Annotated in this window: 15 protein-coding genes; 8 read left to right on the top strand and 7 right to left on the bottom strand. The window is 71.8% G+C overall.

Annotated elements, in window-relative coordinates; translation table 11 throughout:
* Positions 1–121: 121 nt before the first annotated feature.
* On the bottom strand, positions 122–1,498 hold the full coding sequence (locus AB3X52_RS13890; protein ID WP_367994688.1) for an MFS transporter: 1,377 nt from the start codon (positions 1,496–1,498) through the stop codon (positions 122–124).
* 363 nt (positions 1,499–1,861) lie between these two features.
* Between AB3X52_RS13890 and AB3X52_RS13885 the strand changes: the two genes are divergently transcribed.
* Positions 1,862–2,845 carry a universal stress protein gene (locus tag AB3X52_RS13885; protein ID WP_367994687.1) on the top strand — a complete coding sequence of 328 codons (984 nt, stop codon included), beginning with the start codon at positions 1,862–1,864 and terminating at the stop codon, positions 2,843–2,845.
* A 108-nt stretch (positions 2,846–2,953) separates the two neighbouring features.
* Here the strand turns inward: AB3X52_RS13885 and AB3X52_RS13880 are convergent, their stop codons facing one another.
* Positions 2,954–3,190 (bottom strand): hypothetical protein, encoded by a 237-nt coding sequence (locus AB3X52_RS13880; protein ID WP_367994686.1) that lies wholly within the window; start codon positions 3,188–3,190, stop codon positions 2,954–2,956.
* Positions 3,191–3,634: 444 nt separating this feature from the next.
* Between AB3X52_RS13880 and AB3X52_RS13875 the strand changes: the two genes are divergently transcribed.
* The 3 genes from AB3X52_RS13875 to AB3X52_RS13865 are packed head-to-tail and all read left to right on the top strand — an operon-like array spanning position 3,635 to position 7,261.
* Positions 3,635–5,785, top strand: a complete 2,151-nt coding sequence (locus AB3X52_RS13875) for a DEAD/DEAH box helicase (protein WP_367994685.1) — start codon at positions 3,635–3,637, stop codon at positions 5,783–5,785.
* A gap of 51 nt (positions 5,786–5,836) precedes the next feature.
* On the top strand, positions 5,837–7,090 hold the full coding sequence (locus AB3X52_RS13870; RefSeq protein ID WP_367994684.1) for a low temperature requirement protein A: 1,254 nt from the start codon (positions 5,837–5,839) through the stop codon (positions 7,088–7,090).
* A 27-nt stretch (positions 7,091–7,117) separates the two neighbouring features.
* Positions 7,118–7,261 (top strand): hypothetical protein, encoded by a 144-nt coding sequence (locus AB3X52_RS13865; protein ID WP_367994683.1) that lies wholly within the window; start codon positions 7,118–7,120, stop codon positions 7,259–7,261.
* 119 nt (positions 7,262–7,380) lie between these two features.
* Here AB3X52_RS13865 and AB3X52_RS13860 read toward each other — a convergent pair whose 3' ends face one another.
* The 3 genes from AB3X52_RS13860 to AB3X52_RS13850 all read right to left on the bottom strand — a co-directional run bounded on the left by AB3X52_RS13860 (position 7,381) and on the right by AB3X52_RS13850 (position 10,187).
* The gene (locus AB3X52_RS13860) at positions 7,381–8,556 is read right to left on the bottom strand and encodes a 4-hydroxybenzoate 3-monooxygenase (RefSeq protein WP_367994682.1); all 1,176 of its coding nucleotides are present in this window, start codon (positions 8,554–8,556) and stop codon (positions 7,381–7,383) included.
* A 67-nt stretch (positions 8,557–8,623) separates the two neighbouring features.
* Positions 8,624–9,853 (bottom strand): glycosyltransferase family 2 protein, encoded by a 1,230-nt coding sequence (locus tag AB3X52_RS13855; protein ID WP_367994681.1) that lies wholly within the window; start codon positions 9,851–9,853, stop codon positions 8,624–8,626.
* Positions 9,854–9,884: 31 nt separating this feature from the next.
* A complete protein-coding gene (locus AB3X52_RS13850; RefSeq protein ID WP_367994680.1) occupies positions 9,885–10,187 on the bottom strand; it encodes a hypothetical protein in 303 nt (100 codons plus the stop codon).
* A 133-nt stretch (positions 10,188–10,320) separates the two neighbouring features.
* Between AB3X52_RS13850 and trxA the strand changes: the two genes are divergently transcribed.
* On the top strand, positions 10,321–10,701 hold the full coding sequence (gene trxA, locus AB3X52_RS13845; protein ID WP_367994679.1) for a thioredoxin: 381 nt from the start codon (positions 10,321–10,323) through the stop codon (positions 10,699–10,701).
* A gap of 56 nt (positions 10,702–10,757) precedes the next feature.
* Entirely contained in the window at positions 10,758–11,057 is a 300-nt protein-coding gene (locus tag AB3X52_RS13840) for a chorismate mutase (protein ID WP_367994678.1), read from the top strand.
* A gap of 3 nt (positions 11,058–11,060) precedes the next feature.
* On the opposite strand, the gene AB3X52_RS13835 is transcribed toward AB3X52_RS13840, so the two are convergent.
* Positions 11,061–12,314 carry an ROK family transcriptional regulator gene (locus AB3X52_RS13835; protein WP_367994677.1) on the bottom strand — a complete coding sequence of 418 codons (1,254 nt, stop codon included), beginning with the start codon at positions 12,312–12,314 and terminating at the stop codon, positions 11,061–11,063.
* A 146-nt stretch (positions 12,315–12,460) separates the two neighbouring features.
* On the opposite strand from AB3X52_RS13835, the gene xylA reads away from it, so the two are divergent.
* Positions 12,461–13,636: a xylose isomerase gene (gene xylA, locus AB3X52_RS13830; protein ID WP_367994676.1), complete on the top strand. Its 1,176-nt coding sequence runs from the start codon at positions 12,461–12,463 to the stop codon at positions 13,634–13,636.
* Between the two features lie 18 nt (positions 13,637–13,654).
* Positions 13,655–15,079 (top strand): xylulokinase, encoded by a 1,425-nt coding sequence (locus tag AB3X52_RS13825; protein WP_367994675.1) that lies wholly within the window; start codon positions 13,655–13,657, stop codon positions 15,077–15,079.
* 51 nt (positions 15,080–15,130) lie between these two features.
* Here the strand turns inward: AB3X52_RS13825 and AB3X52_RS13820 are convergent.
* The coding region (locus tag AB3X52_RS13820) for a D-arabinono-1,4-lactone oxidase (protein WP_367994674.1) at positions 15,131–15,561 on the bottom strand (431 nt) is incomplete at its 5' end.

The following is a 15,561-nucleotide window of genomic DNA, read 5'->3' as shown; positions in this document are numbered from 1 at the left end:
TCCGGGATGAGGTGCGGGGCGCTGCTCGCACGGTCAAAGTGATTGAAAATAAAACTACCTTGCGATGTGGAACGCGTCAACGCCCCGTGGTGTTCCCGGGGCGTCGACGCGCGCGCCGCGGTCAGGCGGCGTCGGACGCGCCGGAGCCGACCAGCTCCCGCGCCTCCTCCTCGGACGCGGCGGCGGGCGCGGAGCCCCACATCCGCCGGCCGTTCGGCTCGTGCAGGAAGAGGAGCGAGACGACGCCGACGACGCCTGCGGCGATGAGGTAGTAGGCCGGCCAGTCCAGGTCACCGGTGGCACCCACCAGTGCGCCGACGACGACCGAGGTGGTGCCGGCGAAGAGCGAGATCGCGACGTTGAAGCTGACCGACAGCCCGGCGCCCCGGACGGCGGTGGGGAAGAGCGACGGCAGCGTGGAGGGGCAGGTCGCGCTGAAGCAGATCAGCGCGAGCCCCATGAGCAGCAGCCCGAGGAAGACGGCGCCGCTGCTCTGGGCGCGGATCAGCAGGATCATCGGGAAGGCCAGCACGATGAGCGCGATCGCGCCGGTCCACATGATCGGCTTCCGACCGACGCGGTCCGAGAGCAGACCGAGCAGGGGGATCAGCAGCAGTGCGATCGCCATGACGACGATCTGCAGCCACTGGGAGGTGGTCGACGAGACCCCGGCGGAGGTGGCGTCGGGGACCGTCTCGGTGACGTAGGTCGGCATGTAGGAGGTGAGCATGTAGTTGGTGACGTTCCAGACGACCACCAGCCCCATGCACACCAGCAGGAACGGCCACAGTCGGGCGAGGACCCTGGCCTCGTCACCGGTCTTGTTGGCCTTCTCGCGCTCCTCGGACTCCTTCTCCAACTCCTGGAAGGCCGGCGTGTCGGCGAGACGGGTGCGCAGGTAGACGCCGACGACGCCGAGCGGGAGGGCGACGAAGAACGGCAGCCGCCAACCCCACGAGTGGAGCTGTGCGTCGCTGAGCCCGGCGTCGACGACCGTCACGATGATCGCGCCCATGAGGTAGCCGGTGAACGTGCCGAACTCGAGCCAGCTCCCGAGGAAGCCGCGTCGCCGATCGGGGGCGTACTCCGCGATGAACGTCATCGCGTTGCCGTACTCACCGCCGGTCGAGAACCCCTGCACGAGCCGGGCCACGAGCAGCAGCACCGGTGCCCAGAAGCCGATCGACCCCTTGTCGGGGATGCACCCGATCGCGAACGTCCCGACCGCCATCAGGATCATCGTGGTCGCGAGCACCACGTTGCGGCCGATCCGGTCCGCCAGGGGACCGAAGAAGAGTCCCCCGAAGGGACGGACGAGGAAGGCCACCGCGAAGAGGCCGAAGGTCGCGACCGTGCCCGCGGTGTCGTTGAGGCCCTGGAAGAAGACGTCCTTGATGGTGGGCTCGAAGTAGGCGTAGACGCCGAAGTCGTACCACTCGGTGATGTTGCCGATCGCCGCGGCGCCGATGGCGCGACGGATGACGGGCGGCTCAGTCACGACGACGTCGTCCACGGACCATCGCCTCGGACGCTCGCGGGGGGCCAGGACTGTCACAGGGAGGGGCATCTCCTTCTCGCCAATGCGGTCGGTTCGTCGGCAGACACCGACAGGGGCGAGGTTCGGTACCCGTGCGGGCGCGGAGCATGAGGTCGGCGGCGTACGACGGCGTGCGGGCTCCGCGTGATCGGCGCCGCAACCGCGCCGACGACCGCCGTCTGCGAGGTCACGGCCGAAAGTCCCGGGTCACCGTGTCGGACGGCCCTGACCCCAGGACGGGGGACCGGAGAGGGTGGAGCTGATGGCAGGTCAACAGTGGCGTCAAGAGTGACGTAGAGCGGCTCGGGACAGAGGAGAAGGATGATGCAGTACGGCGAACGGATCGTGGTCGGTGTCAACGGGTCGGACGGCAGCAACGTCGCGGTCCGCTATGCGGCGCGGGAGGCGACCCGGCGCGACGCCGCGCTGCACCTCGTCCACGTCGTGCCCGCCTGCGTCGACGCGAATCCGGCCGCCTACGTGCTGGGCGCCGCGGCGGTCGAGGCCGCCGGCCGGCGGATCCTGACCGACGCCTACGACCTGGCCCGCTCGCTGGTCGCCGAGGGGCGGGTCTCCACCGAGCTCCTGGCCGGCCCGCGCGCCGACGCACTCGTCGCGGCCGCCGCCGAGGCGGACCTGCTCGTGATCGGCGACGAGCACAAGGCGTACGTCGAGCAGCTCTCCAGCGCGTGGGCGGCCGACGGCGTCGTCCCCCATACGCCGTGCCCCGTCGTCCTCGTCCCGGTGTCTTGGCGGGCGGTCGCCGAGAAGCCGACCGTCCTCGTCGGCATCCGGGACGCGCGTCGCTCGCTGGCGCTCATCGAGACCGGCCTCGACGAGGCGCGCCGCCGGCGTGCGACCGTGGTGCTGCTGCACGCCTCCTACCGGCCCGGGCTCGACCGCGACCACCTCGCTCGTGACGTCGACCGCGAGCTGTGGCTCGAGGAGGATCGCCGCATCGTCGCGGAGGCCGCCGAGCCGCTGCTGGAGGAGTATCCCGACGTCCCCATCGAGATCCGGGCGCTCGTGGGCCGCCCCGGCGCCGTCCTCCGTCGGGCCGCCGCCTCCGCCGGCGTCCTGCTCCTGAGCCGACACCTCACCCAGAAGGCGCCCGGCGCCGACCCCGTGGAGAGCTTCGGCCGCACCGGGCGCCAACTCCTGCGCCGACCGCCGTGCCCGATCGAGATCCTGCCGCCCTCGTCGCAGTGGCTCATCCCCACGCCGCGGCCCGAGTTGGCGCCGTCGGCGCGTGAGGCCGGGCAGCGCCGGCGTACCGCCTCCGCGCCCGCGAAGGTCGCCGCCGGCTGAGTCCGCTCCCGGCGCGAGGACGTCGGTCGGCTCTCGACGGGACTGGCCGACGCCCTGCAACGGCCGGCCGTCGGCGTACGACGACCGGCCGGTCCGGCTCGCGCGGCGTCAGGCCGTCTGGAGTCGCTTCGCGAGGAGCGCCTTCCCCTGCTCGGCGCCCTTGCGGCTGTCGCTCTGCGCCTTGCGGAAGAACTCGGCGAGCTCGTCGTCGCCGGCGCGCTCGGCGTCGGCGATGTAGGTCTCCAACCGCAACGCATTGGCGAGGCAGCTCTCGGTGAACCACAAGATGTTGTAGTCCTTGTCCTGCGTTCCGGTGACGTTCCCGGTCTCTGGATTCTGTGCCATGGCGAACTCCTGATCGGTGGATCTGCCGTGACGGCAGCTCACGTTCGCCGTACCCAGTGCCCATGGCGGCATTCGCTGCGGTGCGGCGGCCGACCAACGCGCGGCGACGCGCGCCGGCGCACGCCGTTGTCGACAGGCCGTGCCGGTCAGTCCGGACACGCCGGGGCAGGAACATCGGTGCCGGCTACCGCGTTGGACCTACGTCAGGGCTAGACTCGACGTCGCGCCGGGCTCGCGGCTCTGACGTCACCCGATTGATCAGCAATCACGGGCTGACCACGAGACGCCGACCCCGACCAGCGCCGATCGCGCAGGTCCAGCGCGTCGCTCCCGCAGTCGCGGGACGTCGTACGCCGGGCGCGGGCCCACCAGGGCCGTCCGACCCCGCGGGGTCGTCGATGTACACGTCATGGCGCGAAGGTGTCGTGACTGGAGGAGGAATCCTTGGCTCGAGGAGCCGCCACTCGCCGGGGCACGCGCCCCGCGCAGTCGCGCAACCGCCGCAAGACCGTTCACAAGGACAACGAGGGCATCATCCCGGTCCTCGCGCAGGTCGTCCGCGAGGTGGAGAACGCCGTGCAGCGACGCTCGGCGATGCCCGACGTCCGCACCAAGTTCCAGGTCGTGGCGCTGCTGGCGCGCGACGAGCGCCACCGCGTGCTCGAGGACACGACGCTCAACGAGCAGCGCCGTGCCGAGCAGCTCAAGCGCCTCGACGGCATCGCGACGATCCTCGCGAAGACCGCCGCCCTCGACTCCCGCCTCTTCGAGCTCCTCGGTGAGGGCGCGGTCGTCTCCGACGCGGCGATCGAGCTCAAGCGCGAGCTGATGGAGCAGGCCGGCCTGGAGGCTCCCGAGGAGGAGCCGCAGGAGCAGGAGCTCGAGACCGTCCCCGCCGTGCCCGACAAGCGTGTCGTCCCGCAGTCGGTCGTCTCCCGACGGCTCGCCAACCCGTTCATGGTCCCCGACTTCTCCGCGGCCAAGCCGGTGGTCCATGCCCGCCGCCTCGCCGGCTGGGAACTCCTCGGGCCGCTCTTCCGCAGTTTCGAGTACGCCGACAGCGGCCCTTCCTGCATGCCGCTGCCCGACCCGCTGACCGCGCCGGTCATCCCGGTCCCCGCCGGCCGGGAGCTGATGTCCCACCAGGTGCAGCTGATCGCCGCCGCGGCGGAGGGTCACCGGACCTTCCTGCTCGCCGACGAGCCCGGTCTCGGCAAGACCGCCCAGGCGCTGCTCGCCGCGCAGGCCGCGGACGCCTACCCGCTCCTGGTCGTCGTCCCCAACGTCGTGAAGACGAACTGGGCCCGCGAGGTGGACATCTGGACGCCGCGCCGGACCAGCACCGTCGTCCATGGCAACGGCGAGAACGTCGACGGCTTCGCCGACATCGTCGTGGTCAACTACGAGATCCTCGACCGCCACGTCGGCTGGCTCGGCGACTTCGGCTTCAAGGGGATGGTCGTCGACGAGGCCCACTTCATCAAGAACAAGTCCTCGCAGCGCTCCCAGCACGTCCTGCACCTCTCCGAGCGCATCCGTGACCGTCACCCCGACCCGCTCCTGATGGCCCTGACCGGCACCCCGCTCATCAACGACATCGAGGACTTCCGCGCCATCTGGCAGTTCCTCGGCTGGATCGACGAGACCAAGCCGCTGGGGTCGCTGCTCGAGGCGCTGGAGGAGACCGGGCTGACTCCCCAGGACCCCGGCTTCTATGGCGCGGCCCGCCGCGCGGTGGTCGCGCAGGGCGTCGTACGCCGCCGCAAGATCGACGTCGCCGCCGACATCCCCGCACGTCGGGTCGCCGACCTGCCCGTCGAGCTCGACGAGGAGCTCGGCCGCTCCATCCGCGAGGCCGAGGCCGAGCTGGCCCGGCGTCTCGTCGAGCGCTACGACATGGCGATCAAGACCCGCACCTCGGGCGCGGGCGAGGTCGACGGCATCGACTACGAGCTGGTCCGCCGGGTCGCGGGCTGGGAGCGCGAGGACAGCGACTCCTCGACCGGCGAGAACGTGTTCGGCATGATGCGCCGCATCGGTCGGGCGAAGGCGGGCCTGGCGGCCGACTACGCCGCCCAGCTCGCACGCAGCGTCGGCAAGGTCGTGTTCTTTGCCAAGCACATCGAGGTCATGGACACCGCTGAGGAGACCTTCGCCCGCCGCGGGATGCGCTACTCCTCGATCCGCGGCGACCAGACGTCGAAGGCGCGGCAGCGCAACATCGACGAGTTCGTCAACGACCCCGACGTCGAGGTCATCGTCTGCTCGCTCACCGCCGCCGGCGTCGGCGTCAACCTCCAGGTCGCCTCCAACCTCGTGCTGGCCGAGCTCTCCTGGACCGACGCCGAGCAGACGCAGGCGATCGACCGCGTGCACCGCATCGGTCAGGACGAGCCGGTCACCGCGTGGCGGATCATCGCCTCGCAGACGATCGACACACGGATCGCCGAGCTCATCGACGCCAAGGCGGGGCTGGCAGCCCGCGCGCTCGACGGGTCCGACGAGGAGCTCACCGCCTCGGCCGACGTCCAGCTCGAGGCGCTCGTCACCCTCCTCACCGAGGCGCTCGAGCGTCGCGAGGGGCTGCGCTTCTGACCTCGTTCGTCACCGGACGCCGGGGCGTGGGGATCGCCTAGATTGCGTCGCATGAGCGACGCCCTGGGCATCTCCCCGCACCGGCGCATCCCGATGGCCGGCCGCGATCCCGACGAGGACGGTCGCGCGGCCACGCCGCTGGAGCTGCTCTACGACCTGACCTTCGTGGTCGCGATCGGGGCGGTCGCCGAGCAGATGGCCGAGCTCGTCGTGGCGGGTCACACCGGGACCGGCATCCTCGGGTTCGTCTTCGGGATGTGGGCCATCCTGCTGGGCTGGATCAACTTCACCTGGCTGGCCTCCGCGTTCGACACCGACGACTGGGTCTACCGGCTGTGGACCATGGTCCAGATGGTCGGCGTCGTCATCGTCGCGCTCGGGATCGTGCCGATGTCCCACAGCCTCGAGGAGCGCGACCACCTCGACACCCACCTGATGGTCGCCGGGTACGTCGTCATGCGGGTCGGCCTCGTGGCCCAGTGGATCAGGGTCAGCCGCGAGTCGCCGGACTTCCGCAGCGTCGCGCTCCGCAACGCCGGTTGGATCCTTCTCGCCCAGGTCGGATGGGTGGTGTTCACGCTGCTCGACCTGCCGCTGCTGCCGACGTTCCTCGTCATGGTGCCGCTCGGCGTCCTGGAGCTCCTCATCGCGCCGCTCGCCCAGGGCCGCGCCAACGGCACGCCGTGGCACCGCCATCACATCGCGGAGCGCTACGGCCTGCTCGCGATCATCGCGCTGGGGGAGGGCGTCGTCGGGACGGTCGCCTCGTCCCGGGGCGCGCTCGGTGGGGCGACCGGCGGCGACTGGGACCTCGACGCGGTGGTGGTCCTCGTCTCCGGCGTCGGGCTGACCTTCGGGCTGTGGTGGAGCTACTTCCTGATCCCGTTCGGTCGGCTGCTGCACGAGCACCCGACACGTGGCTACGTCTTCGGCTTCGGCCACATCCCGATCTTCATCGCGATCGCCGCGACCGGAGCCGGCCTGCACGTCGCGGGACTGTCGCTCGCCGAGGCCGGAAGCGGGATCGGCCGCGTCGGGATCGCGCTCGGCGTCGCGGTCCCCGTCGCCGCCTATCTGCTCGTCATCGACCTCGTCGTCGGCGGCATTCTGGGGAGGCTCCCGCGGTCGAAGCCGCTGATCCTGGCTGGCGTCCTCGCCGTGCTCGGCACGGCGGTCGCCGTCTCGTCGGCCTCACTCGCGGCCGCGCTGCTGCTCACCATGGTGGCGTCCTTCCTCCCGGTCCTCGTCCACGAGCTCGGGGGCAGCCGCTCGCTGACCGCGCGGGACGCGTCGCTCGAGGTCTGAGGTACGCCGGCGGCGTACGCTCTGGGCATGGTGTGGCTGATCATCCTGCTCGTGCTCGTCGCCGCCGGGCTCGCCTACGTGTTCCGCGTCCCGCTGCTCGCCAAGATCCTCGGTCAGCCGCGCAGCCGCATCGAGCGCCACTTCGGCTCGAAGCGCAAGCAGCTGCGCTGACCTCGACGACAGGCGGCCGGGTCAGCGTCCGTGGACGCCGACCCAGCCGCCAGGTCAGCGAAGTCCGTTGCCGGATCCTCAGACTCGACGGGTACTTCTCCGACTCGGCCGTCGGCGGGTCAGAAGCCGAGGGGAAGGCCCGCGTAGTTCTCCGCGAGCCCGGCGGCGCCGGCCGTGCTGCTGGTGACCCAGCGGAGCTGGCTGAGCTGGAGCTGGGCGTCGAACGCATCGCCGGACTGGTGGAGCATCGAGGTCATCCACCACGAGAAGTGCTCGCAGCGCCAGACCCGCCGGAGCGCGGTCTCGGAGTAGGCGTCGGCGAGGGTGGCGTCGTGCTTGCGCAGCAGCGAGACCAGCGCGGGGGCCAGCAGCGCGACGTCGGCGATGGCGAGGTTGAGGCCCTTGGCGCCGGTCGGCGGCACGATGTGCGCGGCGTCGCCGGCGAGGAAGAGCCGGCCGTAGCGCATCGGCTGCTGCACGAAGCTGCGCATCGGTAGCACGGACTTCTCCGTGATCGCGCCGGTCCGCAGCTCCCAGCCCTCCTGGCTGGCGCCGAGGCGGGTGGAGAGCGCCTCCCAGATCCGGTCGTCGGACCAGTCGGCGACGTCGGTGCCGTTCGGCACCTGCAGGTAGAGCCGCGACACGGTCGCCGACCGCATCGAGTGCATGGCGAAGCCGTCGGGGTGCCAGGCATAGATCAGCTCGTCGGTGGAAGGCGGTACGTCGGCGAGGATGCCGAGCCAGGAGTAGGGGTAGACCCGCTCCCACGTCTCCCGCTTCGCCTCGGGGACGGCGGACCGGCTCGGCCCGAAGGAACCGTCGCAGCCGACGACCACATCCGCGTCGAGCCGCTGCTCGGCACCGGTGGCGTCGGTGAAGGTGACGAAGGGACGCTCGCTCTCGAGGTCGTGGAGCGCGACGTCCTGCGCCTCATACACCACCTGCCGTCCGGCCGCCTCCGCGGCGGCGTGCAGGTCGGCCTGGACCTGCGTCTGGCCGTAGACCCATACGCTGCGGCCGACCAGGTCGACGAAGTCGAGGTGGTGGCGCTCGCCGGGCCACTGCAGGTAGATCCCGCGGTGCTCGTCGCCGTGGGCGTCGATGTTGGCACCCAGGCCGGCCGAGCGAAGCAGCTCGACCGAGGAGTGCTCCAGGATCCCGGCCCTGATCCGGGCGGCGACGTACGCCTTCGAGCGGGTCTCGACGACGACGGAGTCGACCCCGTCAGCGGCGAGCAGGTGGGCAAGGAGGAGGCCGGCTGGGCCGGCGCCGACGATCGCGACTTCGGTACGCACCGGGCCATGTCACACCGGACGAGAGCCGCAGCGCGACCGGCAGGTTTCACTGACTGAAAAACGCCTCTCAGCGGGCTCGACGCCGAGGCGGCACAGGACGCCCGGGCGCGTCCGGGCTGTCGGCGGCATCGCGCTGCAGGTCCCAGACGACGCGCTTCTCCCGCGGGCCCACGACGAATGCCTTCACCTCCGAGTGAAGCGCCGCGGCCGCGGAGATGGCCCAGTAGGCGATCGGATAGAGCGCGCCGGCGAGGAGCGCGCCCAGGTCCCACGGGTCGTAGCGGTAGCGGAGCACGATCGCGATGAGCAGCTGCACCGTGGCGACGATCGCGATGGCCGCGCCCCAGCCCATCCCGAAGGCGAAGAAGCCGAGGTCGTGCCCGAAGATCACGTTGAGCGTCGAGAGGATCATCGCCAGCACCCAGCAGATCACCCAGACCAGCGACATGATCGCCTCATAGGCCAGCAGCCACATCCGGCGGTTGCGCCAGCGGAGCACCTCGCGGAGATGGACCCGGAGCACCTCGCCTTGGCCTCGCGCCCAGCGCTTGCGCTGCGACCAGAGCGCCTTCAGCGTGGTCGGGACCTGCATCCCGACGAGCGCGTGCGGCGACTGTGCCGTCTGCCAGCCGGCCAGCAGGAGGCGCCAGGTGAGGTCGATGTCCTCCGTCGCCATGGTGCCGCGGTAGCCGCCGACCGCCAGCACCCGGCCCTTGCGGAACATGCCGAGCACCCCGGCGACGGTCCCGACGCAGCCGGTGAGCGTCTGGGTGCGACGGATGAGCGAGATGACGGCCGCGGCCTCGAGCGTCTGCAGCATGGGGAGCAGCCCGGTCCGGTTGGTCACGTGCGGTGCGCCGGCCACTGCGGCCAGGGAGGCCGAGCTCTCCATCACCGCGGCCATGTTGCGCAGCGCCTCGGGGTGCATGTGGGAGTCGGCGTCGGTGACGACGACGAGGGGGTACGTCGCGAGCTCGAAGCCGATGTTGAGCCGGTCGCCCTTGCCCACGTTGACCGGATCGGGGACGACGCGGCAGCGCGGGTCGTTGCCTGCCGCCTCGCGTGCGCGCTCCACCGTGTCGTCCGTGGAGCCGTCGTCGAGGACGAGCACCTCGAACTCGGGGTAGTCCGAGGCGAGCGCCGCCCGGATCGAGGTGGCCACGACCGGGCCCTCGTTGTAGGCCGGGATCAGCACGCTGACGCCCGGCCACCCCTCCGGGGAGGCGGTCGTGCCGCGGCGCTCATCGGTGAACCGGAAGATCAGGCCGCCGGCGATCCACATCGCCGCCGTGATCACCGGATAGAGCGAGACGACCGTCAGCAGGACCTCAAGTGCTCGTGTGACGTCGATAGCGCATCTCCTCCCGGTCGCGTCGCAGCCGCAGCACGGTGAGCAGGACCAGGGAGGCGCCGAAGGCCACGAGCGTCACCTCCAGGCCGAACACGATGGCGTGCGTGCGGTCCACCAGCCAGGCGGCGACGACGAGCGCGACCGCCCAGGCGAGCGGCCCCACGATCAGCGTCACCAGCACGGCCACCGGATCCTCGCGGCGCAGTGGGCGGAATTCGTCGTCGTGGTCGAGCCACTCCTCCGTGCCCGGACGGGAGAGGCCCCGACGCTCCTCGCTCATGGCCGGCATCTTGCCAGAGCCGGGGGAATCGCCACGGTCTCCGTATCGTTGCAGGTGTCGTGTCGGCAGCCCCGTCACGGACCGACGGACCCGGCCCGGGTCCGCGGTGTCACCCGGCACGGAGAGGACCACCATGGCGACCGTCACCCTCGGCGCGGAGAACTTCGAGAAGACCGTCACGGACAACGAGATCGTGCTGGTCGACTTCTGGGCCAGTTGGTGCGGCCCGTGTCGCCAGTTCTCGCCCGTCTTCGAGGACGCCTCGGGCAAGCACCCGGAGATCGTCTTCGGCAAGGTCGACACCGAGGCCGAGCAGGCGCTCGCCGGTGCCGCGCAGATCACCTCCATCCCGACCCTGATGGCCTTCAAGAAGGGCCACCTCGTCTTCTCACAGCCCGGCGCACTGCCCGCGCCCGCGCTCCAGCAGGTCATCGACGCGGTCGTCGCCCTCGACGTCGACGCGGCGCTGGCCGCCCAGCAGGGCGAGGCCGACGGGGAGCCGACCGAGTCCTGAGCCCGTCATGCGGATGGGGTACGCCGCCGGCGTACTCCATCCGGTTTGATGGACCCGTGACTTCCGACGACGCCCAGGCAGAGCTCCGCCGACTGCGCTCGAGCATCGACAATCTCGACGCCGCGCTCGTCCACCTGCTCGCCGAGCGGTTCAAGTGCACCGAGCAGGTCGGTCGGCTCAAGGCCCACGCAGGGATGCCGCCGGCCGACCCGGCTCGCGAGGCGGTGCAGATCGAGCGCCTGCGCAAGCTCTCCGACGAGTCCGGTCTCGACCCGGCGTTCGCGGAGAAGATCCTCAACGTGATCATCGCCGAGGTCATCCGCAACCACCGGCAGTTCACGGCGCCGGGGGAGTAGCCCTCAGGCGGCTCCGCCGGCAGCGCTGAGGGCGAGATAGCCAGCGGGGTCGGCGATGATGCGGCGTACGACGCTGCCGGCCGCCCCGCGCACGGCCGCGTCCGCACCCAGCCGTGAGGTGAGCACCCGCAGGGGCGCCGCGAGGTGCCGCCCGAGCGACTCCTCGACGCCCGGTCGCAGCCACGGGGCGAGCTCGGCGAACAGGCCGCCGAGGACGACGGCGTCCGGATCGAGCAGGTTGGTCACCGTCGCGAGCGCGACGCCCAGTCGCCGGCCCGCGGAGCGGACGGCGACGACCGAGGTCTCATCGCCGTCCCGGCAGCGGCCCAGCAGCTCGTCGCGGTCGGTGACGCCGGCCTGGGCGATGATCGCGTCCTGTCCCGCGAGCCGCTCGAGGCACCCCCGCCCGCCGCACGAGCACGCCGGCCCGTCCGGGTCGAGGACGACGTGGCCGAGCTCGCCGGCACGCCCGTGGGCGCCACGGAAGAGCCGGCCGCCGACGACGATCCCGCCGCCGATCCCGATCTCACCGGAGACCTGGACGAAGTCGGCCGGCGCCTGACCGCCGAACCACAGCTCGCCGAGCGCGGCCAGGTCGGCCTCGTTCTCAAGGCGCACACCGAGAGGGGTCACCGGTAGGGCGCCGAGGCCCGGGGTGAGGTCGAGGTCGGTCCAGTGCAGGTTGGGCGCAGTGACGAGCCGGTCGTCGGTGACTCCTCCGGGGACGGCGATCCCGATGCCGGCGAGCGCGAGGTCCTGCTCGGCGGCGGCGGCCTCGGCAGCGCGGGCGAGCGCCGCGAGCTCGTCGAGCACGCGCGCGACCTCACCCGCGCCGGGGCCGCGGTTGTCACGCGTCACCACGTGGCGGTAGCGCGGCGCCCCGCCGAGGTCGCACACCACCGCGGCGAGGTAGTCGACGTTGACCTCCAGTCCGAGACCGGCCGCGCCCTGGCGGTCGAGATGGAGCGAGCTCGCCGGGCGGCCCCGGTCGCGCGTCGGCGTACTGCCCGCGCCGCCCGACGCCGAACCCGGCGCCGGTCCCGAGCCGCGCGCCGCGGACTCGGTCACCAGGCCGGCCTCGACGAGGTCGGCGACCAGTCCGGAGACCGACGACTTCGTGAGCCCGGTCCGCGCGGCGACCTGGGCGCGACTGAGCGGGCCAGCGTCGGCGACCTGACCGAGCACGAGCGCCAAGTTGCTCGCGCGCATCCCGGCGTGCTGCAGGGCTGCTCGGCCGGGACCGCTGGGCGTCGACATGGTGCCGATTAGAACAGGTCATGAACCAGACCTCAAGGAGGACTGTTCACGGTGCCAACAGCATTGACATTGCGGTCCAATGAGGCTTGGATCACCATATTAGTCCAGATCGCGAACGAAATGCAGCCAGGAACGAGGGAGCGGCCATGACCAGCACAACGGGAGAGTCCCGCTACACGCCGGTGCCGGAGGACAGGTTCAGCTTCGGCCTGTGGACCGTCGGCTGGCAGGGGGTCGACGTGTTCGGGCCGGCGACCCGCCCTCCGATGGACCCCGCGCACGCCGTGCACAAGCTCGCCGAGCTGGGGGCCTGGGGCGTCACGTTCCACGACAACGACATCTTCGCCTTCGACGCCGACGACACCGCGCGCGATCAGGCGCTCGACTCGTTCCGCAAGGCCCTCGAGGAGACCGGCCTGGTCGTCCCCATGGTCACGACCAACCTCTTCGGGCACCCGGTCTTCAAGGACGGCGGCTTCACCAGCAACGACCGGTCGGTCCGGCGCTTCGCCCTGGCCAAGGTCGCGCGCAACCTCGACCTCGCCGCCGAGCTCGGCGCGAAGACGTTCGTGATGTGGGGCGGGCGTGAGGGTGCCGAGAGCGCGTTCGCGAAGGACATCGGCCTGGCGCTCGACCGCTACCGCGAGGCGGTCAACCTGCTCGGCGACTACGTCCTGGAGCAGGGCTACGACCTCCGGTTCGCGATCGAGCCCAAGCCCAACGAGCCGCGCGGTGACATCCTGCTGCCGACGATCGGCCACGCGCTGGCGTTCATCGAGAGCCTCGACCACCCCGAGCTCGTCGGCGTCAACCCCGAGGTCGGCCACGAGGAGATGGCGGGCATGAACTTTGCCGCCGGCATCGGCCAGGCGCTGTGGGCAGGGAAGCTCTTCCACATCGACCTCAACGGCCAGCACGGCCCGCGCTTCGACCAGGACCTCCGTTTCGGCGCCGGCAACCTGCGCGGCGCCTTCGCGCTCGTCGACCTGCTCGAGACGCACGGCTACGACGGCCCCCGGCACTTCGACTTCAAGCCGCCCCGGACGGAGGACGAGGAGGGGGTATGGGCCTCGGCCGCGGGCTGCATGAAGAACTATCTCGTCCTGCGTGAGCGGGCCGCCGCCTTCCGGGCCGACCCGGAGGTGCAGGCCGCGTTGGAGCACTCCGGAGTCACCACCCTGGGCACGCCGACGCTCGCCGAGGGGGAGACGCTGCAGACCGTGCGCGAGGAGACCTACGACATCGAGACGATGGCCGCGCGCGGGTTCGCCTTCGAGCAGCTCGACCAGCTCGCCATGGACCACCTTCTCGGCGTCCGCTGAGACGGGGACACTGGACGGATGCCTCTCGTCGCCGGGGTCGACTCCTCGACCCAGTCCTGCAAGATCGTCGTCCGTGACGCCGAGACCGGGGAGCTGGTCCGGTCCGGCAGCGCTCCTCATCCTGAGGGCACCGAGGTCCATCCGGACGTCTGGTGGTCCGCGCTCCAGGACGCGGCGGCCGCGGCCGGCGGACTCGACGACGTCGCCGCGCTCGCCGTCGGTGGCCAGCAGCACGGCATGGTCTGCCTGGAGGAGTCGGGAGCCGTCGTACGCCCGGCGCTGCTGTGGAATGACACCCGCTCGGCCGCCGCGGCGGCCGACCTTGTCGAGGAGCTCGGCCGTGACGTCTGGGCCGAGGCCACCGGCTCCGTCCCGGTCGCCAGCTTCACGGTCACCAAGCTGCGCTGGCTCGCCGAGCACGAGCCCGAGTCGGCGGCGCGTACGGCCGGCGTCTGCCTGCCTCACGACTGGCTCACCTGGCGGCTGAGCGGAGGGGATGCCGCGGCCGGCTCGCCGTCCGGTGGTGTGACCGGGCTCGATGCCCTGGTGACGGATCGCAGCGACGCGAGCGGCACGGGCTACTGGTCGCCGGCCGCCGGCGACTATCGCCCGGACCTGCTCGAGCGTGCGCTCGGCCGTGCCGACGTCGTCCTGCCGCGCGTCCTCGGGCCCGTCGACGAGGCGGGACGTACGCCGGCCGGTGCACTCCTCGCCCCCGGCTGCGGGGACAACGCGGGCGCGGCACTCGGGCTGTCGGCCGCGCCCGGGGACGTGGTCGTCTCGATCGGGACCTCCGGGGTCGTGTCGGCGGTGGTGGACGCCCCGACGGCCGACGCCTCCGGCCTCGTGGCGGGCTTCGCCGACGCGACCGGTCGCTACCTGCCGCTGGCGTGCACGCTCAACGCCGCGCGGGTCCTCATGGCCACGGCGCGGCTTCTCGGCGTCGACGTGGAGGCTCTGTCCAAGCTCGCGCTCGAGGCGCCGTCGGGCGTCGGCGGGCTCGTCCTCGTGCCGTACCTCGAGGGTGAGCGGACCCCTGACCGTCCCGGCGCCCACGGCGTCGTCCACGGCCTGACGCTCACCACGGCGGAGCCGTCGTACCTCGCCCGCGCCGCCGTCGAGGGTCTCCTGTGCGGCCTCGCCGACGGTCTCGACGCGCTCCGCGCCCAGGGAGTGCCCGTCGAGCGCGTGCTCCTCGTCGGCGGTGGCGCTCGATCCGAGGCGGTCCGCCGGCTCGCGCCCGTCGTCCTCGGTCACCCTGTGCTCGTCCCGGAGCCGGGGGAGTACGTCGCCGACGGCGCGGCCCGGCAGGCGGCCTGGGTTCTCGCCGGTGGCGGCGCTCCGCCGGTCTGGGACGTCGCCGGCACGGTCGCCTACGATGCCGCCGCCGACCCGGCCGTCCGGGCCCGTTATGCGGAGGTGCGGGACCTCACCGAGCGCTGAGGTCCCCGGGTATGCGACCGCCGCTGCGCCTCCGGCCGCCGACCCGGTTCCTCAGCCGAGATAGCGCTCGAGCCAGGCGTTGCCGAACTTCAGCTCCGGGTCGAAGCGGGCGCGGAGGGACCGGAAGTCCTCCCAGCGTGGATAGAGCGACGCCAGATCGTCAGGTCCTGCGGCGAAGAGCTTGCCCCAGTGGGGACGGGCGCCGAGAGGAAGGAGCAGGTCCTCCATTGCGGGAAGCACGTCGTGCACGCCGTCGGCGTCCAGGCGCCAGGTGAAGTGGAGGGCGAGCGTGTCGGCGCCGTACGCCCCCGACAGCCACAGGTCATCGGCGGCGACCGCACGGATCTCGGCGACCAGCAGGAACGGCGCGAGCCGAGAAGACAGCCTCCGCAGGGCGGCGAGTGCCTCCGCCGCGCGCGTCATCGGCAGAAGGTACTCGGTCTGGAGCTCCTCGCCCCGGCTCGGCTGGAAGCCGAGCCGGA

Source organism: Nocardioides eburneus (genome assembly GCF_040838215.1).
Classification (GTDB): Bacteria; Actinomycetota; Actinomycetes; order Propionibacteriales; family Nocardioidaceae; genus Nocardioides; species Nocardioides eburneus.
Note: the sequence above shows the minus strand (reverse complement) of the source record. Positions and strands in the feature narration are given on the sequence as shown.

Coding starts and splice junctions, on each gene's coding strand:
- AB3X52_RS13885 (WP_367994687.1), top strand. CDS start 1,862: ATGCAGTACGGCGAACGGATCGTGGTCGGTGTCAACGGGTCGGACGGC.
- AB3X52_RS13880 (WP_367994686.1), bottom strand. CDS start 3,190: ATGGCACAGAATCCAGAGACCGGGAACGTCACCGGAACGCAGGACAAG.
- AB3X52_RS13870 (WP_367994684.1), top strand. CDS start 5,837: ATGAGCGACGCCCTGGGCATCTCCCCGCACCGGCGCATCCCGATGGCC.
- AB3X52_RS13865 (WP_367994683.1), top strand. CDS start 7,118: ATGGTGTGGCTGATCATCCTGCTCGTGCTCGTCGCCGCCGGGCTCGCC.
- AB3X52_RS13850 (WP_367994680.1), bottom strand. CDS start 10,187: ATGAGCGAGGAGCGTCGGGGCCTCTCCCGTCCGGGCACGGAGGAGTGG.
- trxA (WP_367994679.1), top strand. CDS start 10,321: ATGGCGACCGTCACCCTCGGCGCGGAGAACTTCGAGAAGACCGTCACG.
- AB3X52_RS13835 (WP_367994677.1), bottom strand. CDS start 12,314: ATGTCGACGCCCAGCGGTCCCGGCCGAGCAGCCCTGCAGCACGCCGGG.
- xylA (WP_367994676.1), top strand. CDS start 12,461: ATGACCAGCACAACGGGAGAGTCCCGCTACACGCCGGTGCCGGAGGAC.
- AB3X52_RS13825 (WP_367994675.1), top strand. CDS start 13,655: ATGCCTCTCGTCGCCGGGGTCGACTCCTCGACCCAGTCCTGCAAGATC.